General features: G+C 44.5%; 21 protein-coding genes and 1 other annotated feature. Of the genes, 17 read left to right on the top strand and 4 right to left on the bottom strand.

What is annotated here, in order from left to right:
- The first annotated feature begins 569 nt into the window (after window positions 1-569).
- Window positions 570-707 (top strand) — a sequence feature (ribosomal protein L10 leader region).
- A gap of 59 nt (window positions 708-766) precedes the next feature.
- From rplJ to recR, 12 genes are all read left to right on the top strand, one after another.
- Entirely contained in the window at window positions 767-1,291 is a 525-nt protein-coding gene (rplJ, locus tag LRM47_RS04105) for a 50S ribosomal protein L10 (protein ID WP_243822898.1), read from the top strand.
- Window positions 1,292-1,356: 65 nt separating this feature from the next.
- Complete coding sequence (gene rplL, locus LRM47_RS04100; RefSeq protein WP_129632638.1) at window positions 1,357-1,734, top strand: 50S ribosomal protein L7/L12; 378 nt, start codon at window positions 1,357-1,359, stop codon at window positions 1,732-1,734.
- A 249-nt stretch (window positions 1,735-1,983) separates the two neighbouring features.
- Window positions 1,984-2,499: a hypothetical protein gene (locus LRM47_RS04095; RefSeq protein ID WP_129632640.1), complete on the top strand. Its 516-nt coding sequence runs from the start codon at window positions 1,984-1,986 to the stop codon at window positions 2,497-2,499.
- 9 nt (window positions 2,500-2,508) lie between these two features.
- On the top strand, window positions 2,509-3,384 hold the full coding sequence (locus tag LRM47_RS04090; RefSeq protein WP_243822897.1) for a DUF2797 domain-containing protein: 876 nt from the start codon (window positions 2,509-2,511) through the stop codon (window positions 3,382-3,384).
- A 159-nt stretch (window positions 3,385-3,543) separates the two neighbouring features.
- On the top strand, window positions 3,544-3,816 hold the full coding sequence (locus LRM47_RS04085) for a hypothetical protein (RefSeq protein WP_243822896.1): 273 nt from the start codon (window positions 3,544-3,546) through the stop codon (window positions 3,814-3,816).
- A gap of 81 nt (window positions 3,817-3,897) precedes the next feature.
- Entirely contained in the window at window positions 3,898-4,233 is a 336-nt protein-coding gene (locus tag LRM47_RS04080; RefSeq protein ID WP_243822895.1) for a hypothetical protein, read from the top strand.
- A 16-nt stretch (window positions 4,234-4,249) separates the two neighbouring features.
- Window positions 4,250-4,642, top strand: a complete 393-nt coding sequence (locus LRM47_RS04075) for a hypothetical protein (RefSeq protein ID WP_243822894.1) — start codon at window positions 4,250-4,252, stop codon at window positions 4,640-4,642.
- A gap of 46 nt (window positions 4,643-4,688) precedes the next feature.
- Window positions 4,689-6,137 carry a DNA polymerase III subunit gamma/tau gene (dnaX, locus tag LRM47_RS04070; protein WP_243822893.1) on the top strand — a complete coding sequence of 483 codons (1,449 nt, stop codon included), beginning with the start codon at window positions 4,689-4,691 and terminating at the stop codon, window positions 6,135-6,137.
- Entirely contained in the window at window positions 6,137-7,489 is a 1,353-nt protein-coding gene (gene dnaB / locus LRM47_RS04065) for a replicative DNA helicase (protein WP_129632652.1), read from the top strand. The genes dnaX and dnaB overlap by 1 nt, the downstream gene beginning before the upstream one ends.
- Window positions 7,490-7,510: 21 nt before the next feature.
- Complete coding sequence (locus LRM47_RS04060; RefSeq protein WP_243822892.1) at window positions 7,511-8,971, top strand: glycosyltransferase family 39 protein; 1,461 nt, start codon at window positions 7,511-7,513, stop codon at window positions 8,969-8,971.
- A gap of 32 nt (window positions 8,972-9,003) precedes the next feature.
- Entirely contained in the window at window positions 9,004-9,294 is a 291-nt protein-coding gene (locus LRM47_RS04055) for a YbaB/EbfC family nucleoid-associated protein (RefSeq protein ID WP_129635271.1), read from the top strand.
- Window positions 9,295-9,298: 4 nt separating this feature from the next.
- Window positions 9,299-9,916, top strand: coding sequence for a recombination mediator RecR (gene recR, locus LRM47_RS04050; protein ID WP_232736512.1), 618 nt, complete (start codon window positions 9,299-9,301; stop codon window positions 9,914-9,916).
- A gap of 70 nt (window positions 9,917-9,986) precedes the next feature.
- Here the strand turns inward: recR and LRM47_RS04045 are convergent, their stop codons facing one another.
- A complete protein-coding gene (locus LRM47_RS04045; RefSeq protein ID WP_243822891.1) occupies window positions 9,987-11,174 on the bottom strand; it encodes a PKD domain-containing protein in 1,188 nt (395 codons plus the stop codon).
- Between the two features lie 207 nt (window positions 11,175-11,381).
- On the opposite strand from LRM47_RS04045, the gene LRM47_RS04040 reads away from it, so the two are divergent.
- The 3 genes from LRM47_RS04040 to cysS all read left to right on the top strand — a co-directional run bounded on the left by LRM47_RS04040 (window position 11,382) and on the right by cysS (window position 14,708).
- Window positions 11,382-12,362, top strand: coding sequence for a DHH family phosphoesterase (locus LRM47_RS04040; RefSeq protein WP_243822890.1), 981 nt, complete (start codon window positions 11,382-11,384; stop codon window positions 12,360-12,362).
- A 216-nt stretch (window positions 12,363-12,578) separates the two neighbouring features.
- Window positions 12,579-13,130: a hypothetical protein gene (locus LRM47_RS04035; protein ID WP_243822889.1), complete on the top strand. Its 552-nt coding sequence runs from the start codon at window positions 12,579-12,581 to the stop codon at window positions 13,128-13,130.
- Window positions 13,131-13,274: 144 nt separating this feature from the next.
- Window positions 13,275-14,708, top strand: a complete 1,434-nt coding sequence (gene cysS / locus LRM47_RS04030) for a cysteine--tRNA ligase (protein WP_243822888.1) — start codon at window positions 13,275-13,277, stop codon at window positions 14,706-14,708.
- Between the two features lie 39 nt (window positions 14,709-14,747).
- On the opposite strand, the gene LRM47_RS04025 is transcribed toward cysS, so the two are convergent.
- From LRM47_RS04025 to LRM47_RS04015, 3 genes are read right to left on the bottom strand one after another with little or no spacing between them, the layout of a single operon-like run.
- Window positions 14,748-15,881, bottom strand: coding sequence for an AI-2E family transporter (locus LRM47_RS04025; protein WP_243822887.1), 1,134 nt, complete (start codon window positions 15,879-15,881; stop codon window positions 14,748-14,750).
- A 2-nt stretch (window positions 15,882-15,883) separates the two neighbouring features.
- Window positions 15,884-17,116, bottom strand: coding sequence for an ABC transporter permease (locus LRM47_RS04020; protein WP_243822886.1), 1,233 nt, complete (start codon window positions 17,114-17,116; stop codon window positions 15,884-15,886).
- The gene (locus LRM47_RS04015) at window positions 17,109-17,858 is read right to left on the bottom strand and encodes an ABC transporter ATP-binding protein (protein ID WP_243809466.1); all 750 of its coding nucleotides are present in this window, start codon (window positions 17,856-17,858) and stop codon (window positions 17,109-17,111) included. The genes LRM47_RS04020 and LRM47_RS04015 overlap by 8 nt, the downstream gene beginning before the upstream one ends.
- Window positions 17,859-17,921: 63 nt before the next feature.
- Here LRM47_RS04015 and LRM47_RS04010 point away from each other — a divergent pair, with 63 nt between their 5' ends.
- Together LRM47_RS04010 and LRM47_RS04005 are read left to right on the top strand one after the other, a co-directional pair.
- Window positions 17,922-18,590, top strand: coding sequence for a response regulator transcription factor (locus LRM47_RS04010; RefSeq protein WP_243822885.1), 669 nt, complete (start codon window positions 17,922-17,924; stop codon window positions 18,588-18,590).
- Window positions 18,587-19,537 (top strand): sensor histidine kinase, encoded by a 951-nt coding sequence (locus LRM47_RS04005; protein ID WP_243822884.1) that lies wholly within the window; start codon window positions 18,587-18,589, stop codon window positions 19,535-19,537. Before LRM47_RS04010 ends, LRM47_RS04005 begins: the two co-directional genes overlap by 4 nt.
- The last annotated feature ends 14 nt before the right edge of the window (window positions 19,538-19,551 follow it).

Below are 19,551 nucleotides of genomic sequence, written 5' to 3'. Positions count from 1 at the left end.
CGAGTCCGACTCCAACCGCGACTCCGACCCCGGAGCCGACACCGTCGACACCTAGCGTGACACCCGCACCGAGTCCGACTCCAACCGCGACTCCGACCCCGGAGCCGACACCGTCGACACCTAGTGTGACACCGGAACCGACTCCGAGTCCGAGCCCATCGACGACTCCTGAACCGAGTCCGTCGGCACCAAGCCCGGCACCGAGTCAGACGCCCGTGCCACACCGGCACCGACTGCCAGTGACCGGCGGCACTACCGTAAGTGTGGCCACTAGCGCAATCGCGCTTCTGGCCATCGGGGGTGTTGCCATTTGGTGGGCGCGCCGCCGCCAGGCAGCGCGCTCGGAGAACTGAGATCTCGTCGAGGGGTGTTAGTTTAATCGACTAGCGCCCCTCGACAGAGGTGCATAGATACAGAAAAGTTAGGAGGTCTTACACCCGCTCCACCACGGAGCGGGTTTTCTCTTTGATTAGACATAGACGCCTATTGATTTTATTACGTTATTATTGTAAAATAATCGGCTGGAAAATAATCGCCATAACTCTTGTTTTTCGTTGTCATTTCTGCTACAATAGTCTGGAACATTACCAAAGACAGTGGCGACTTGACGTAAAACAAGTATAAAAATGCCACCGAGGGATGAAACTAACAGTTTTATTTGACGTCTTTGGTAGTGCGAGAATCAAAGACGTTTTTTTGATTCTCCATTACCGCACGTTAACAAATTGGCACATAACAAATTAACTCAATCAAAGAAAGGATTTTTATGGCAATTTCACGCGATAAAAAACAAACTTTGGTTGCTGAACTGACAGAGCTATTAAAAGACGCTAAGGGTACGGCTTTTGCTCGATACCAAACCCTTACCGTTGCCGACCTACAAGAACTACGCAAGGCAGCTCGCGAAGCGGGCGTTACCATCAAGGTTGTTAAAAACCGATTGGTACGCGTAGCTCTTCAGGAAATCGATACTTACAAAGAAACCGACACCAGCTTATTGGTTGGTCAATTGGTTTACGCTGTAAGCACCGAAGATGAAGTTATGCCAGCAAAGGTATTGGACACGTTTGCAAAAACACATCCAGCATTACAACTTGCAGGTGGCTTCTCAGGCGAAGGCTTGGCAATTAGCGAAGCTGACGTTAAAGCATTGGCAGGTCTACCAAGCAAAGACCAACTCGTTGCTCAAGTGGTATCACAATTGCTATCACCAGTACACGACACAGTCAACGCGCTTGGCGGCAATTTGCACGGACTTTTGGACGGCATCGAAGCCAAAGCTGCTGCTTAAGTTTAGCAATCAACACTAGTAACGTTGCATTCATCGCAACAATATAATAATAAAGGAGAATATCAATGGCTGATATTAAGAAATTGGCTGAAGAACTTGTAAAATTGACAGTTCTAGAAGTTAACGAATTGAAAAATCATCTTAAAGAAGAATACGGCATCGAGCCAGCTGCTGCAGCTGTCGCTGTTGCTGGTCCAGCTGCTGGTGGTGACGCCGCTGCTGCTGACGAAAAAACTGAGTTCACAGTTACTTTGAAAGACGCTGGTTCTCAGAAGGTTGCAGTCATCAAGGCTGTTAAAGAAATCACTGGCCTAGGTCTAGGTGAAGCAAAAGCTATCGTTGACGGCGCTCCAGCACCAGTCAAGGAAAAAGTTTCTAAAGACGAAGCTGAAGCTGCAAAGAAAACTTTGGAAGACGCTGGCGCTACTGTTGAGCTTTCATAATTTGTTATATAACGCCAATTTGTTTCGTTTAATCACCGTCCGCCCTGGGCGGTGATTTTTATGTCGCCAATCTTAATATCACGAACCACACGTCAATTTCAAGAGTAAAATTTGCAACACTTTTTTATTCATATCTTATAGTGCTGTGGAAAATTGGATAAAAATAGATAACGCAACTTGATATAAATGTAAGGATATGCTATATATTAGTTAAGTATTATAAAAATAGACAAAGGAATTGCGAGAACCATGTCTGAATTACCAGAAAAGCAAATTAAGCGTCTGAGGACACTTATTCAAGAGGCGGAGACCAATTTAGCTGCCGCAAAAGAATTATTGATTAGTATTATTGGCGACGATGGTCAAGTTGTCACGCCAAAAACTTCGTCAGATAATGTAGCAGGAAAGATTATCGAAGGCGTGTTTGACGGGCAAATGATGCTCAGCCCTGATGGCAAAAATTACCCAATCCCAGCCAACTACGCTTCAAAATCGAAGCTGGTTGAGGGTGACTTGATGAAATTAACAATCGCTGAAGACGGTAGCTTTATTTATAAGCAAATTGGTCCTGTACCACGAAAGCAAGTTATCGGAACGCTCGTCCAGCACGACGGAATTTACTACGTCGAGGCTTCTGGTCGCGAATATCGTATTTTGCTTGCTAGCGTAACTTACTTCCGAATTAACGTTGGCGACCAAGTTACAATCATCATCCCTGAAGACAATCCTGACGCAACTTGGGCTGCAGTCGAAGCTGCATTGTAAGGAAGCTCTATGCTACCGAGCGAGTTTTTGCTCAGCTACGCCAGTTTTAACGCTGACAATAAGCCATTCGTCGAATGTCAAGTTGGTGATAAAATTGAGCGTTATGAATTGTTCGAACAAGATTTGTCTCTTGAGTTTGATTTTTCCGTCAAATATTGCACGGGTTGGGTGGATTTTGAGAATCGCTGTAGCCAAATCTGCCCAGATCAAGCCACAGTTGATGAAAAGTATGAAAATTGCCTAAAATGCCGCGATAAAACCGGCTTCAATCCAGCTTTTTACAACGCCAATTCGGTTTCCGCTCAACAAGAAAAAATCAATCAAAATCCGCACTTTGTTTACTTGGCGTACTTCGCGCCGAACGTCATAAAAGTTGGAATCTCGCAAGAAGAGCGCGGAATTCGGAGATTATTGGAGCAGGGAGCGCGATTAGCCATAAAATTAGAAACGTTTTCTTCGGCATTAATCGCCAGGCAGTACGAGGCGAAAATTTCCAAGCTGGACGGAATAGTTGAAACTCTGCCAGCACACAAAAAGATGGAATTGATAAAACTACCTTTTGACCGTGCAGCCGGCGAAATGGAATTGCGACAAAAATTACTTGAAATTGAGCAGAAAATTGGCGTATCGTTTCCGAAATCCGAGCTAATTCCTTGCGAAGATTATTTTCAAACCGCTGGTGTTGATTTGTCACGTGTCGTTTTAATGAAGGATTACAGTCAATTAGTCGGACACGTACGCAGCGTCATCGGCTCAATTGTCATTACTGATTACGGCGGTCAGCTGCTGGCTTACAACATCAAAAAGCTTATTGGCTATCGGACGCAAAAAGTTGACGGAGAAATTGAACTGGATTTACCAACAGAGCAATTAACGTTATTTTAAAGCCTTATTTTTACAATATATTTTTGATGAAATAGCTTGACATTTTACTCTATTATTGATATATACATTAGCTTTCACAACGTGTGTTAGCTTGCGTCAAATCGACGCACCGTTTTGCGGAGGATTTATTTTCTTCGCCCGACTCCAGAAGGAGTTATCATGGGAAAGAGCAGCTGGAGCGAGCCGATGGGCGGTTGCGACTCCGCAAGCAACCCCATCACCGTGTCGTTCGGTAGCGGCAACGCCGAGGGAGAGACTCGGCTCGGTGACGGTGACCGCAGCGGTGGTGTGGGTATCGGCGGCGGACTCGCCGACGGTGCGACGCACTACTCGTTCCTCGAGAGCGACAACCACGACCACTACGGACCCGGCAACGGATCCAACAACAACGGCACCCACCGCGGCCAGTACACCACCGGCCCCGGCCACTAGACCCATCGCCCTGGACATGACCTGAAAAATGTCTTATCCTGAGTATGATATAAAACTACTCACTTACCTAGAGGATTCACTATGTCAGAATGGACAGAAAAAGATTTTGAGTCGTACACCCAATCTGATTGGGAACTTATTAAAACAGTCAAGCAGCTTGCCGATGAAAATCTTGATAATGTTAAGATTTTAACACGTGCCAATGATATAGCATTGGCAATTTTTGGTATGTTGTGCGTACGGCTGCGCGATAATGGAGAAGAGGGTGCGGACGACCTCGGTATGTCGTTACAAGAATATATAGGAACAGTCCTAGCCAACGCAAAGAGAAAGAAAGAAGATGACGGCTGGGCCGCTGAATACGCTAAGCCGATCGATCAATTTATCGAATACGGTAAAAATAAATTTGGCGAATAAATTATCACCTATAGACATGAACAATTACTCAAATTTTGTATTTCCGTCTGTAGTTTTTGAAGCATTTCCAATTCTGAAAAAATTGGTCTATGTTCGACAATTCGCACCACTGATACCGCTTAGTCCAGATACGACTTTTCATCTATTCGGCGGTAAGGATGGATACTTTCTTATACTAGTTATGACCGACTATGCCGACCCAATAGATCAGAGTCGAGAACTAAAGAATATTTCTGGTGAATATGCGTTTGAATTTACTAAGCTTATCAAGCCGTACAGTAACAATGAGCATATTAAAATAAGAGAAAACGACGAGATACTCGAAGATCCAACCGTGTCAGACCCTAATAGTTACTACCGTTTTTATGTCGCCGAAACAAAACACAAAATCGATCTGCGCTATCCATAAAAAATGCCGTTTTCTGCTATAATTATCTCATGAGGAGCATGAGGGGATGAGTCAGGCGCTATATCGTAAATATCGCAGTCGCAGTTTGGATGAAGTTTTAGGTCAAGATCACGTGACTAGTATTTTACGTCGAGCGTTAGAGCAGGGAAAAATTGCTCATGCGTACTTGTTGACCGGACCGCGTGGCGTGGGAAAAACATCGGTGGCGCGAATTCTGGCGCACGAGATTAACCACTTGCCGTATGATGACGATTCTTCAAACTTAGACATCATTGAAATTGACGCAGCCAGCAATAACGGCGTTGACGACATTCGAGCTTTAAGGGAAAAGGCTCAAGTCGCGCCTGTTTCTGCGCCGAAAAAAGTTTATATCATCGACGAAGTTCACATGCTGTCAAAATCAGCATTTAACGCGCTATTAAAAACCCTGGAAGAACCACCAGAGCACGTGGTGTTTATTTTAGCTACAACTGACGCCGACAAACTTCCAGCCACCATTCTTAGCCGTGTCCAGCAATTTTTCTTCCACCCAATTCCGACGGAAATTATGACGCGCCAGTTAATGAATATAGCGAAAAAAGAGGGATTTGCAATTGAAGAGGATGCCGCCAGGTTAATCGCTGAACGTTCCCATGGCGGATTCCGTGACGGCATTAGTACGCTTGACCAATTGTCGATTTTAGCAACATCAGACCAGCCACTGACGGCGAATATGGTTACCGAATATTTGGGACTGAGCGACGCGACAATGCTCGGCAATTTACTGGATTCATATCCATCCGACGACAACGAGAAAGTCTTAAACATCTTCCAGGAATTAGAAAATAGCGGCGCGAATTCAGTTGTTGTGTCGCATCAATTATTGTCGATTGCTCGTAATAGGTTACGAAAAAATCCGAATCTTATTGGGTTGGTTCAGCAACTGATCGAGGTAGATCGACACCCGCACCCAGACTTGAAATTATTGACGATATTTATGAATAGCAATTCTCAGCAGACAGAAAAGCCAGTCGCGACAAAGAAAAATATAGCTCAAGCCACGACTCAAAAACCTGCCGAAAAACCAACGCCAATTAAGTCCGCTGAACCAACCAAACCGACAGAAAAGCCGATTGAAAAAGAAGAAAAACCAGTCGAGCCAGCGAAAAAACCCGCCGCAAAACCAAAGAAAACCGACGCGCCGCTAGAGCTAAATTGGGAAAAAGTCATTGAAAGAACGAAGGAAAAATCCCTCGGGCTAGCGTCATTGTTGCAGAAAAGCCAGTGGTCGTTTGACGGTGAAAAATTGACAATTTACGCAGGTTCCGCGTTTTACAAGAAAAAGCTGGACGACGCGAAAAACAAACCGTTAATTTCAGAAATTATCTCAGAAGAAACCGCGATGGATTTGGAAATTGATATAATTGGAGAGAAGAAACCGCCAGAGGACGAAAAATTGGCGGAAATTGCAGAATTAATGGGTGGCGGCGAAGAAGTTAAGCTGGAGGATATTTAATGGCAGATAAAAGTGAAGAAGTAAAAGGAAAGATACCGCCACAAAATTTGGACGCGGAAAAGAGTTTGCTTGGGGCGGTTCTAATTGACGAGGAAGTTTTGGCGGATGCCGCAGAAATTACTCACCCTAGCGATTTTTACGACAAGAATCACGGATTGATTTTTGCCGGAATGATGCGGCTATTTGAAAAACACAAGCCTGTCGACCTTCTGACCTTAACCGACGAGTTGAAACGTAAGGATGAGCTGGAATTGGTTGGCGGCTCGGCATATCTGACAGAGCTAACGAACTACGTCCCAACGGCGGCGCACGCATCGGCTTACGCGGAGATGATCGCGCAAGCAGCGGTTCGCAGGCGTCTGATAAAAGCGAGTGGCGACATTTCAGAGCTTGGATATGACGAATCGACGACCACGCAGGAATTATTAGAGAAAGCCGAAGCCGAGCTTTTCAGCGTATCAGACCAATCAACCAAGCAAGATTTGGTCAGTCTGGAAAGTATTCTGACGGATAGCTTTGATCGAATTGAAGAGCTCAGCAAGAATAAAGGTTCTCTCAGAGGAGTCCGCACTGGCTATCGCGATCTGGACAATATGACCGCTGGCTTGCAAAAATCAGATTTGATCATTCTGGCGGCGCGTCCGGCCATGGGTAAGACGACGCTGGTGACAAATTTGGCTTATAATGTGGCGACTATTGAGAAAAATCCAGTTCTATTTTTTAGTCTAGAGATGAGTAAGGAGCAGCTGGTCGACCGTATGTTGGCGGATGCGTCGGGAGTTGATAGCTGGAATATTCGCACCGGAAACCTGAGTGATGAAGATTTTGCGAAGCTGTCTGAGGCTATGGGTGAAATGGCTGAGGCACCAATTTACATCGATGACACGCCAGGATTGTCAGTTTTGGAAATGCGCACTAAAGCGCGCCGAATTGCCCATGAGAATCCATTAGGACTAATCATCGTCGACTATTTGCAGCTTATGCAGGCCAACGGAAACCACAACGGGAACCGCGTTCAGGAAGTTTCGGAAATTTCCCGTGGATTGAAGCTTATTGCTCGCGAGCTGAATGTGCCGCTAATTGCCCTGAGTCAGTTGAGTCGTTCTGTCGAATCGCGCACGCCGCCAATTCCGCAACTAGCCGACCTGCGTGAATCCGGTTCTATTGAGCAGGACGCCGACATCGTGAGCTTTATTTATCGCCCTGGATATTATGAGCCAGACAACCCAGAAGTTCAGAATATTACAGACCTCATCATCGCTAAGCACCGTAACGGTCCAGTCGGTAAAGTTCAATTATACTTCCACCCAGAGCGCCTACGCTTTATGAGTCTGGATCGCAAGCATGAATAGAATTGTGTTATAATCATACCAATGAAAAAGCAAAAAGTTACCGATATATTCCTTTACCGATGGCGCTACGTTTTCGGCTATACGTTGCTGGCGCTGTTGTATGTAGGGGCTATTATAATTTCCGCGTTGCACGTGCCGGGAGGTTTGTCGCAAGCAGAAATCAACATGGTCAATACGACAAATCACTTGAATTTTAGCGTCGAGGGAATCGCCGTCACAAATCTTCCATTTCACCTTCTTCAATTACTATTCTTTAAGCTATTCGGCGTCAGTTTATTAACAATTAAAGCGCCCGCCGTAATCCTTTCAATCGCCAGCTCCGTCGCAATTTTCTTCCTCTTAAAGCGCTGGTTTAAGCCATCCACAACGATTCTATCGCTATTAATTATGGCAACAACTGGACAATTCTTATTCATCGGTCAAAGCGCAACTGTCGGCATTTTATACATTTTCTACACCGCGCTAACTTTGCTTTTTGCCACGTTAATTCTCCAAAAAGCCCAGAACGCTTCCATTTGGCGAATCAGTTTGGCCATCACCACGGCACTCAGTTTCTTCACTCCGTATTTTTGGTATATCAATCTGGGACTTCTGATCATCGCCTTTTTACATCCGCATCCACGCTATTTCCTCGTCTCCCGAAAACATCGCAAGTCTTGGATTGTGCCGTCCGCTATTTTATTCGCGATTGGTTGTGTGATCGGTTTTCTTTGCTATAAATCGCACACGCTATTTTACAACCTCATCGGCATCAACAGCCTAAGTTTTGACATCGTTGCAAACCTCAGGACTTTATACTACACATACATCCGCATTTTCCCATCAGTCGTAGGTAATCAGATCACACCAATCATGGACGTCAACGCAATGGTGTTGATCGGACTAGGGCTATTCCGCAGCTTTCAAAAAATCTCCAGCGCCCGCTCGTTTATGATTTGGTCGTGGCTAATCTTAGCATTGGTGCTACTCATCTTCCAGCCAAGCCTCACCCCGATAATCATCATCCCGCTATTCATTCTCTTGGCGGTCGGATTGGAATACCTAATGAACATGTGGTACGGACTTTTCCCGCGCAATCCATACGCTCGCGGTACCGGACTGGTTCTTATATCAATGCTAATCATCGTTATGGTAGCAGGCGGCAGCTTCCGCTATATCGATAGTTATCGCTATTTCCCAGAAGCAGCCTCACGCTTCAATAAAGATTTGTCTCTACTCCGTAAGAATACTGCGCCAACCGATTCATTCTCGTTATTGGTCAGTAAAGAAGAATCGCCGATTTACGAAGCGCTTAAAAAACACAATTATCACCAGATATCAATTATCCACGCAGCCCCAGCAAACGTCGGACAGACTTTATGCGTTAGCCACAGCGCAAAGTCTCAAATTCCGCAGACTTACTATGGACACCTGTCGTCAGTAATTGTCAATGATCATAAAGACGGCGACCGCTTCTACATCTACACATCCGACCGCAAATAGGGTATAATTGTAAGTGTTAAATAAGGAGGAATATGGCGTTTGATCAGGTAAAAATGCTGCAACAATTACGCAAAGCACAGAAACAATTAGGTAAAGAAATCATCGAAGTTGAGGCTGGCGATGGCGCTGTGATCGTACAAATCACTGGCGAATTAAAGATTAAGTCTGTAAAGATTGACCCAGAAATGGTTGACTTGGAGAATATCGAAGAGTTGGAGCACTGGATCGAAATCGCAGTTCGCGACGGTATGACAAAGGCTCAGGAAGTCGCTGCTGAAACTATGAAGCCATTGATGGGCGGCCTAGGCAACTTGCCATTCTAAAGTCATGTCAATCGACATTTTACCAAAAGCTCTAACTGCTTTAATTGATGATTTTGGTAATCTACCTGGAGTTGGACCGCGTACGGCTGAAAGATATGCCTATGCGGTTTTACGCCGCAATCCCAAATCCGCAAAGCAATTAGCGCATTCATTAGACCAATTGCACGACCGAGTAAAAACCTGCCCGAAGACGTTTGCGTTGATCGACTCAGATGACGACGTGTCGCCTTTATACGCAGATTCGAACAGGAATAAGAAAGTCGTTTGTGTAGTCGAGGAGCCGCTAGACATCGTTGCTATAGAAAGAACAGGACAATTCCTAGGTACATACCACGTGCTGGGAGGCGTTATTTCACCAATTGACAATATTGGACCAGAGCAATTGCATATCCCAGAACTAATTGAGCGTATAAAAACAGATGACGTTCAAGAGATTATCATCGCTACGAACGCTTCAGTTGAGGGCGAGTCGACCGCGCTATTCCTACAGCGCTACATCCAAGAAGCTGGATTAAATACGACCATCACACGCTTAGCTAGAGGTATTCCAGTCGGCGTTGACCTTGAGTACGCAGACCAAATCACACTGACGCACGCACTAGAAGGTCGAAAACAATTATAGGCTCAACGGCTTCATTGCCAATAAAAAATACCCGCCATCTCGGCGGGTATTTCGTTGCTAGCTTAGCTGATTACATTTGGCGGCGGCTAGCGATGTAAGCGATAGTAGCTGTAGTTAGTCCACCTAGGCCTAGTGCTGACATGATCGCGTCACTTGCACCAGTCTTTGGCAATTCTGGGCTAGGTGTTGGCGTTGAAGGAGTGTTTGGTGTAGGAGCAGGAGTTTCCTTACATTCGTCCAAGTTGGTCTTGTGAATCTTTTCGTTAAACTCTTCCTTTTTAATCTCCTTAGTGTACTTCTTACCACCTTCTTCAATTACACAGACTGTGATCTTAGCAGGAGTTTCCTTACATTCGTCCAAGTTGGTCTTGTGAATCTTTTCGTTAAACTCTTCCTTTTTAATCTCCTTAGTGTACTTCTTACCACCTTCTTCAATTACACAAACGACCATTTTTGGCTCTGGCTTAACTGTAACAGTTTTTTGACAGTTAGGGTTTTGCCTCTTAACTTCACCAGTTTCTTTACCGTTTACAGTAATAGTAACTGTGTAGTTGCCTTCTTTTGCGTAAGTGTATTGAATTTCTGATGAGTTAGTTGTCTTGATGTTGTTATCACCGAAGTTGTATGTGTAGCTGGTGATAGATGCGCCACCCTTGGCAGTTGCCTTAACGCTGAACTTAAAGGTGTTACGAGAAATTTCAGTTACTTGCAAAGCGTCACATGTTAGAGCAGGCTTTGCTGGAGGTGTTGTTGGGTTACCCCAAACTGGGTTACCACAGTCTTTAATCACACCAGTGATAAATGAGCCGTTATTGTCAAACCATGCGTAAATATTGTAGCTCTTAGGTCCGTCAACGAAGCTCTGACCAGTTGTGTATTGGTAGTAAGTATATCCGTTTGAGGTCTTGTAGCTACGTTGTGGCTGAGGTTGACGAGTACCAGCTTTAGACTGTACGGTTATAGCGTTTGTAGCTACAACACGACCGTCAACTGTAATGTTACCATTTGCGTCAACTACGCCTTCGCGCATATTTGATCCGCCCTGAACCATAGTCTCAGTAACGTACCACTCTTTGTATAGCTCTTTAATTTCTGTACGGCTGTATGCTGTTTGCAATTCTGACATAGAATGTGTACCACAGTATACAACGTTAAAGCTGTTACAGCCGGCAGCCTGTGAAGGTGATGCCAACCAGATTCCACCGAGCATAGCAAACCCCAAAGAGATAGCAATGCCGATTTTCTTAAATTTGTTCATAAAAACTCCTCTTTTCCAGCCCTATCTTCAGGCTTTATGTCCTCATACTAGCACAATCTTTATATTTTGTCAATAATAATTTATAAAAATGTTTATGTTTTTCGATTGCGCAGTATTTTTAATAGTCCACCACATATTATACCACTTATGTAATTAAAAACAATGTATATTATATTAGAGTAAAAATCATTTGTTATAATAAATAATATGCTAGATTCAGCTAAACAATTCATTCAATCCGCAAACAATATAGTTATTATTCAAGCCGAAAATCCCGACGGCGACAGCCTAGGTTCAAGCTTGGCGCTAGAAGAAGTCTTAAGCGACCTAGGGAAGACTGTCACTTTATATTGTCCAGTAGACATACCGAAATATCTTCATTACATTCGCGGTTGGAATCGAGTGCAGAACGACTTTCCGTTTCAAGCCGACGCCGCAATAATTGTCGATACAAGCGCGGACGTACTTCTCAGTAAGGTATTAGAAACTCCTGGAGCGCGACATTTCTTGGAAACTCACCCGACTCTGGTTATCGATCATCACACAGCTGAATCGACACTTAGCTTTGATCATATTATGCTATCAGAAACCGTCGTGGCGACCGGAGAATTGCTATATAAACTGTTCAAGCATTCCGACTGGAAGATAAATCCTCAGGCGGCCGAAGATTTATTGATAGCTATTATGAGCGATAGCCTGGGGCTTACTACGCCAAACACTACGGCTCAGACTTTTCATACGGCAGGAGAACTTACAGAACTGGGCGCGTCTAATGCGGAAATTGAAGAGCGACGACGTGAATTTATGAAGAAATCGCCAGAAATTTTGGCGTACAAGGGAAAATTGATCGAGCGAATCGAATATTTATTAGACGGACAATTGGCGCTAGTACACGTGCCGTTTGAGGAAATCCAAGCCTACAGCGACGCTTATAATCCTGGCGCGTTGATTGGTGACGAGTTGAGGCTGGTTGAAGGCGTGGCGCTTAGTTGCGTTATTAAGACTTACCCTGACGGCAAATTGACTGCGCGGCTACGAGGTAATTTACCAATTGCTGACACCGTAGCTGGATACTTCGGTGGCGGCGGTCATCCGTACGCGGCAGGATTCCGCGTATATGAAAGCTATGACGAAATCGTAAGGGAATTAGTTACGGCGACGGATAAGGCTCTACGAGAAGCAGAATAGTATTGACATTTTATTCTATTAGTGATATAAATGAATACAGCTTTTGTTGACGAGTAAATCCTTGTCCGAAAGCGAACCTTGACAAGCAGCCTAGCACAGGATGAGGTTTTATTCCTTTTTTGAGGAGAAAATATAAAGAGGAATGGAATCTCATCCTGTGTTGAAAAGAGCAACGCTTAACCACATTCACGTGGGGATGAGAAGAGAGGTAGAACGATGGAACTCATCGATGCTCGAACGGGTGAGTGCAGGGGAAATATCCTGATTCTAGGCAACCCAGCCGAGAGCCCAAGCCGACGCCTGCTCACGATCCACGTAGATCAAGAGAATTGGGAAATGCTAGAGGCTATCACTAATTTCCGAAAGGAATTAGTCAAGGCCTTTAGGGACGATTATGGCTATGAATCTCAGAGGCTACTAGATGTACTAAACTCTGTCGACGAATGCATAATCACCATTGCAGCCTATGGACGCACAGATCGGCAACTCTCGAAAGATAACGAGAGAGTTTCCACGAGAAACCTATCCGCTATTACAGATAGGCTCAGCAATATGATTGTTGGAGATTTTTCTCCGCTAATCGTACATGCCGAAGGTGAAAGAGTAAAAAAGGAACATTCCATGAGTATGGTTCCACTCTACTCCTTTGCTTACGTCAACGCTGTATGGCACTATGCGCTGAATAGCACTAGCTATGCGCTGAGGGTGCAGGACTTCAGAAATACTCTCCTCGTGATGGCAGACAGCTTAAGACCAGATGCCAACTGAGAGAGCCTGGCTCACAATAGCGACAAGTTGTTCTTTTTTATAAAGGCTGCTTGTCGCTATTCCTTGGAAATTATTAGGTCCCGAATGGGGCTGTTTTTTATACCAATTTTGAAAAACTGACCAGAGTGCCGTACAATAGAACTAATGATAAAGCTCTATAACACGCTCACTAGACGGAAAGATGAACTGACGCCGCTTGACGGAGAAACGGTCAAATTTTACACCTGTGGTCTAACAGTTTATTCGCAACCGCACATCGGCAATTGGGTTGGCTATATTTACTGGGATGTGTTGGTGCGATTGCTACGCTGGCAAGATATTCCCGTTATTCGAACGCAAAACATCACTGATGTTGGACATTTGACCAGCGATGACGATAACGGCGAGGACAAAATGGAAAAAGGTGCGCGCCGTGAAGGGAAGACTGCCTGGGATGTGGCGGAAAGATATATTTCCGTTGCAAATCATGAAGCCTACGACGTACTGAAATTGATAAAACCAGATTACTTGGTGCGGGCGACGGATTATATTCAGCAGCAGATTGACTTCGCAAAAGGACTGGACGAAAAAGGATTTTTATATAAAATCGACGGCGACGGCATGTATTTTGATACGTCGCTTTTGAAGGATTACGGTAAATTAGCGCGGCTGAACGTAGCTGGGCTGGAGGCTGGCGCCAGAGTGAGCGTTAAAGGAAAGCGCAATATTACCGACTTCGCCGTGTGGAAGTTTTCACCAAAAGACGCCAAACGCGATATGGAATGGGATAGTCCGTGGGGAGTCGGTTTTCCTGGATGGCATTTGGAATGTTCGACAATTGCCCGTGAAACGCTCGGCGACTCCATCGATATTCACGCAGGCGGGATTGATCATATTCCAGTTCATCACACGAATGAAATTGCCCAGAGCGAAAGTCTGACTGGAAAACAATTTTCTCAGATTTGGCTACACAATAATCACATAAAAGTCGACGGTCGAAAGATGAGTAAATCTCTGGGAAATATTATTACGCTGGAAGATATTATTTCGCGAGGGTTTAGTCCGATGGCGTTTAAGCTAGCGATTCTCAGCAAGCATTATCAAACGGAGGGAAATTTTACCTGGGAAATCCTGGAAGCAGCGCAGGCGCGATTAAATCATTGGCGAGATTATGCGGTTCTGAGACATCAGACTCACGACACACTGGAAGATGACGACGATAAAGACGAGCAGGACGATTCAGTTTCGTTGCTAGCGGGACGTCAGGCGTTGGTCGAGAAATTGAACGACGATTTGGATACTCCAGGCGCACTGGCGTTGATTGATGAAGTATTTTCAAAGTTGGATCATACGCCACTCGATAAAATTCATCGGCAGAGTTTGGTGCAGTTTATTGATGAGATTGACGAGATTTTAGGGCTGGATTTGGGCGAGTCCACGCCTGATATTACTGACGATTTGAAGAGGTTGATTATTCAGCGACGTCAAGCACGCGCAGAGAAAAACTGGGAAGAATCCGACAGAATTCGCGATGAACTTCTTCGGGCTGGCGTTGCCGTTCGTGATACGCCAAGCGGCAGCGTTTGGACATGGAAATAGCCCGCTAGATTCAACGGGCTATAATTTTTTCTGCGTCAACTAATCTTCGTTTTTCAACTTTTTAACTAATTTATTAAGCGGTTTTTCGTTCTCAACACGCTTAGACTTGACCTGCTCTAAGTAATTGTCCAGCAAAACTTTCACGACGCCAGCGGCTGGAATAGCAACCAAACCGCCCAATAGACCGCCGACATATAAACCAATTGTCACCGCAACCAAGACAGTCAGAGCCGACAGCTCAACCTTCTTTGATTGGATAGAAGGAGAAACGAAGTTATTCTCAATCTGTTGGTAAATCACGAAATAAATCGCGTAAATAACGCCAGCTGTCATATTATTGAAGAACAGCAGTAACGATATCAACGCGCCAGCAATCGTTGCGCCAAACATCGGAATTAACGTCAACACAAATGTCGCCATAACGGTGAGCATTGCCAAATTGGAATTTATGACAGGGAATGTCAAACTCAGCACAAACACCACGAAACCTGATAATATCGCATCAATTCCAGAAACCGTCAATTGTCCAGAAACATAACCTGTGACCACGTTATACATTCGACCAACCAGCTTCTTATGACGCTCCATTTTTTCTTCATCGTTGTATAGTCCCCACAAACGCTTCACCCAAGTTGGACCCTCGAGAAGCATCAGGAATGACAGCACCAACACCAAGAATAGCGAGCCTAAGAACGACGCCAAAGAACCAACGCTGGATAATAAATTCGTGCCGACGCTCGTAGCCCAAGACGAAGATTGCTGCTTGATGTTTTCCATCATCGAATCGACCTGCGGGCGCAAATTGTTCTTATCAATGAAATCATTGACGCCACGCCACTGTGAGCTTGCTTGGTCGATTATACTCGGAATGCTCTCGACGAATTTGGCAGATTGTTGGACAATTGGCGGAATAACAAACCAGACCACACAACCCAAAAGCAAAACCAGCGTCGTGTACGCCAGCGCCGTGCCGCCTAATCGGCTTTTTCCAGGCAATTTTTTAGCAATTGCTGCAACTGGACGATTCAGCGCCAACGCCAAGAACAGGGAAATACCCAATAAAACCAGCGCATCCTTCGCGGAATAAATTGCCAAACCAGCCAGACCAAAGCCCATCACGACCAGCCAAAATCGTACAAATGTTTTCGTGTCTATCTCTATACGTACTTTCATAATTAAACTTTACCAGCTTTCCGGCGTGTTCGCAACGCCGACAGAGATAATTTACTATCATAAGACATCGCGCCGTAGCGGAAAACGCGCACCGATAGCCACATAACAAACACCGCCGTAGCAACCAAAATTGCCGTACCGAGCAAAGCTTCCCAAATTGGCAGGTTTCCTATTGCGTTTCGTAATAACAATGGAATCGGCGCGGTGAATGGAAATAGCGACAAGAACTTAACGAAGAAATAATCAGGGAAGGAAACAAACGCCGTGATTCCGTAAAATGGACCAATGAATAGCATAATCACAATTCCAAACCACTGGCTAGCTTCTTTGGCGGTCGGCATCATCGCACCCAAAGTCACCAACATTCCCGTGAATAAAGTGAAGCTGGCGGAGAAAATTATGATCGCCAGGCCAATTCTCACAGGATCAAACACGAGCGTACTCAAGTCCAGATTAGGCAATTGCAACTTCGACCCAAATGCCAAATAGCCCGCCAAAACCGGCAAAACAATCACCAAAATCTGAATCAAAGCCAACACCATCAAAGACAGAATTTTACCCGTAATCAAAGTGTCGGTTTTAACGGTCGTAAGCAGCATTTCCACCGTGCGATTTTCTTTTTCCTCGGTAGTGCTAATAAGCATTTGATTGCCAAAAATACTGATGAGAATGAACAAAATAACCAAAAACATTCCCGGCACAATCATCTCATTAATGCCGCCGTGCTCTTTTCCGTCCAGATATGTGGTTGATGACAATTGGACTTTGTCGCGTAAAATTGCGACCTGAGCCGGGCTGACGCCGCTTGCTACTGATTGACTCAATAAACTCTGTGCCACCGCGCTGTATTTTCCGTTTTGAAATAACCCGACATCTTTACCGTAAACTTCAACCTTTTGCTTGCTTAAATCTTTTGGAAAATAAACATACGCGTCAACTTTATTATTTTTTACGTCATCAATTCCAGATTCTTTCGATTTGGCGGTTTTAGCTTTAATCGCTGCCAGCAATTCTGGCTTTACTAACTTCGAATCGTCCGTGACTTCCAATGAAAATTCTTGCTTTTCCAGATTTTTTGACGCTTCAATAGTCGTGCTTTGTGACCAAAACATAATGCCATACAGCACGCCAATCAACAGAGGAAAACCCAAAGCCGTCAGCCAAAATGTCGGTTTTTTCAGTGTTCTAAGTGTTTCAAATTTGAAAACCGTCCCTAAATTATGCATTTTACTCATCGCTCAACTCCTTCGCTTCGCCGCCGTAAACTTGAACAAAAATATCGTCCATTGAAGCGCCGCCAAATTGACTTTTTACTTCTTCCAACGTGCCGTATGCCGCCGCTTGACCGTCTTTCAATAAAATCAGACGATCGCACAATCTTTCAACTTCCTCCATCTGGTGCGTAACGTAAATAATTGTTGCGCCAGCTTTTCGCTGCTCCTCAATTATATTCATCAGCAATCGGCGATTCACCGGATCAAATCCTTTGGCCGGCTCGTCCATAATCAACAGTTCGGGATCACCCATAATTGTTACGCCGAGCTGGATTTTCTGCTGCTGTCCGCCAGATAATTTATCAAGTTGCGTATTAGCCTTATCACTCAAATTGACGCGCTCCAAAAACTTCAGAGAGAAATCCTTAGCTTCTTTGCGACTCAAGCCTTTCAATTGACCAAAGTAGAGCATCACGTCTAAGACTTTTTCTTTCTTATACAAACCGCGCTCCTCAGGAAGATATCCGAGGCGAATTTGGCTCTCCACCGAATATGGCTTGCCGTTTATCAATAAATCGCCCGCGGTCGGCTGATATAGTCCAAGCAGTGCGCGCAACGTCGTAGTTTTTCCCGAGCCATTACTTCCCAAAAAACCAAAAACTTCGCCGCGAAAAACATCAAAACTCAGATCTTTAATAACAGTTTTATCACCGAAACTCATCTTAAAATGACGGATCTCAACCATTTTTTTATTATCTGGCATACGCCTCCTTTTCTTTAAATAAAATTATAACACTTAGCGCGGGAAAAAAGATATAATATAAATATGCGACTGCTAGTAATTGAGGACGAACGAAAAATTGCAAGGGTCATAATCGAATCTTTGAAGCGCGAAAAATACGCGGTTGATGCGGCGTACGACGGAGAAGAGGGATTTAATTTGGCGGATAGTCAGCCGTATGATTTGTTGATTGTTGATCGAATGTTGCCGGGTTTAGAGGGCACGGAAATTGTTAAAAAATTGCGCGAAAATGGAAAAAATCTGCCAATTCTGTTTCTGACAGCGCTGAGCACGACCGAAGATAAAACGCTCGGGCTGGACGTGGGAGCCGATGATTATTTGACTAAGCCTTTTGCAATTGATGAATTGTTGGCGCGCGTGCGAGCCTTGCTCCGTCGGCCGCCAATTCAGCAACCAGACATCTTAAAAATTGACGATTTGAAAATTGACAAGCAGCAGCAAGCCGTAACGCGAGCTGGAAATAATATCGACCTCACGAGCAAAGAATATGCGCTGCTGGAATATTTGATGCAACATCCGAATCAGATTCTCAGTAAAGAAACACTGATTGATCACGTTTGGGATTTTGACGCTGATATTTTGCCAAATAATGTCGAGGCGTACATAAAAAATCTGCGCCAAAAAATCGACAAACCATTCAAAAAACAATTGATAAAAACCGTGCGCGGCTTCGGTTATAGGATTGAATCATGAAAATTTTTACTTCAGCAACAATTAAGTTGGCGGGCTGGTATTTGATGATTTTGATGATCGTTAGTCTGCTATTTAGTAGCATTATTTTTCAGGTAGCGCGCTCGGAAGTTGATGCACAAATCCATAAAATTATCGTTCAAAGGAAGGGCGATTTTCCTGCAATCAATTTGTCGGAAAGAATAGATAATTCAACTCGAAATCTTTTGATTAGTTTGGGCTATATAAATCTTATTGTTCTGCTCGCTGGCGGTTGGTGTTCATATTTATTGGCGAAAATCACTTTGCGGCCGATAGAAACCGCTCACAAAGCCCAATCGCGATTTGTTGCCAATGCCAGCCATCAACTCCGAACACCTTTGGCAATTATGAAAGCAGAAACTGAATTTGCGCTAAAAAATCGGAAGGCGAATAAGGCGGAACTTACAGAAACTCTGGAAAGCAATTTGGAGGAAATAAATAAATTGACCGAACTCACGGCGATGCTTCTGGAACTGTCGCGAACGGAAAATAAGTTGGCGCTGGAAGATAAAAGTTTTAATTTGACGGAATTGATATCCGAACTCGTTCGCGAACGAAAAGCCGAAGCGCGAGTTAAAATGAATTGCCCAGAACACATAAATATTCCGCTTCATCACACTGCGACGCGAGAATTGTGCGCGATTTTACTCGACAATTCATTGAAACATAGCCCGAAAAATTCTGTGGTAAAAATTCGCATTATCCCATCAAAACAAAACATTACCGTCAACTTCATCAACGACGGCACAATCTCGCAACAAACTCTGCCGCACGTCTTTGAGCGATTTTTCCGCGGCAACCAACATACGAAAGGCTACGGATTAGGATTGCCATTAGCGGAGCAATTGACAAAAGCACTGGGCGGACAAATCTCTGTTAGTACCTCGAAAAACTCAACCATTTTCACAATTTCCTTGCCGATTCTGTAAATTTTCAGCTATTT

It is taken from the genome of Candidatus Nanosynbacter sp. TM7-076 (genome assembly GCF_022828325.1).
Lineage (GTDB): Bacteria > Patescibacteriota > Saccharimonadia > Saccharimonadales > Saccharimonadaceae > Nanosynbacter.
This window is presented reverse-complemented; position numbering and strand designations above follow the sequence as displayed.

Excerpts from the sequence above, each read along its gene's own strand:
- LRM47_RS04035 (WP_243822889.1), top strand. The coding sequence starts at position 12,579 with ATGGAACTCATCGATGCTCGAACGGGTGAGTGCAGGGGAAATATCCTG.
- LRM47_RS04055 (WP_129635271.1), top strand. The coding sequence starts at position 9,004 with ATGGCGTTTGATCAGGTAAAAATGCTGCAACAATTACGCAAAGCACAG.
- cysS (WP_243822888.1), top strand. The coding sequence starts at position 13,275 with ATGATAAAGCTCTATAACACGCTCACTAGACGGAAAGATGAACTGACG.
- rplJ (WP_243822898.1), top strand. The coding sequence starts at position 767 with ATGGCAATTTCACGCGATAAAAAACAAACTTTGGTTGCTGAACTGACA.
- LRM47_RS04045 (WP_243822891.1), bottom strand. The coding sequence starts at position 11,174 with ATGAACAAATTTAAGAAAATCGGCATTGCTATCTCTTTGGGGTTTGCT.
- dnaB (WP_129632652.1), top strand. The coding sequence starts at position 6,137 with ATGGCAGATAAAAGTGAAGAAGTAAAAGGAAAGATACCGCCACAAAAT.
- LRM47_RS04075 (WP_243822894.1), top strand. The coding sequence starts at position 4,250 with ATGAACAATTACTCAAATTTTGTATTTCCGTCTGTAGTTTTTGAAGCA.
- LRM47_RS04060 (WP_243822892.1), top strand. The coding sequence starts at position 7,511 with ATGAAAAAGCAAAAAGTTACCGATATATTCCTTTACCGATGGCGCTAC.
- LRM47_RS04010 (WP_243822885.1), top strand. The coding sequence starts at position 17,922 with ATGCGACTGCTAGTAATTGAGGACGAACGAAAAATTGCAAGGGTCATA.
- LRM47_RS04095 (WP_129632640.1), top strand. The coding sequence starts at position 1,984 with ATGTCTGAATTACCAGAAAAGCAAATTAAGCGTCTGAGGACACTTATT.
- LRM47_RS04090 (WP_243822897.1), top strand. The coding sequence starts at position 2,509 with ATGCTACCGAGCGAGTTTTTGCTCAGCTACGCCAGTTTTAACGCTGAC.
- LRM47_RS04020 (WP_243822886.1), bottom strand. The coding sequence starts at position 17,116 with ATGAGTAAAATGCATAATTTAGGGACGGTTTTCAAATTTGAAACACTT.
- recR (WP_232736512.1), top strand. The coding sequence starts at position 9,299 with ATGTCAATCGACATTTTACCAAAAGCTCTAACTGCTTTAATTGATGAT.
- LRM47_RS04025 (WP_243822887.1), bottom strand. The coding sequence starts at position 15,881 with ATGAAAGTACGTATAGAGATAGACACGAAAACATTTGTACGATTTTGG.
- rplL (WP_129632638.1), top strand. The coding sequence starts at position 1,357 with ATGGCTGATATTAAGAAATTGGCTGAAGAACTTGTAAAATTGACAGTT.
- LRM47_RS04040 (WP_243822890.1), top strand. The coding sequence starts at position 11,382 with ATGCTAGATTCAGCTAAACAATTCATTCAATCCGCAAACAATATAGTT.
- LRM47_RS04005 (WP_243822884.1), top strand. The coding sequence starts at position 18,587 with ATGAAAATTTTTACTTCAGCAACAATTAAGTTGGCGGGCTGGTATTTG.
- LRM47_RS04085 (WP_243822896.1), top strand. The coding sequence starts at position 3,544 with ATGGGAAAGAGCAGCTGGAGCGAGCCGATGGGCGGTTGCGACTCCGCA.
- LRM47_RS04080 (WP_243822895.1), top strand. The coding sequence starts at position 3,898 with ATGTCAGAATGGACAGAAAAAGATTTTGAGTCGTACACCCAATCTGAT.
- dnaX (WP_243822893.1), top strand. The coding sequence starts at position 4,689 with ATGAGTCAGGCGCTATATCGTAAATATCGCAGTCGCAGTTTGGATGAA.
- LRM47_RS04015 (WP_243809466.1), bottom strand. The coding sequence starts at position 17,858 with ATGCCAGATAATAAAAAAATGGTTGAGATCCGTCATTTTAAGATGAGT.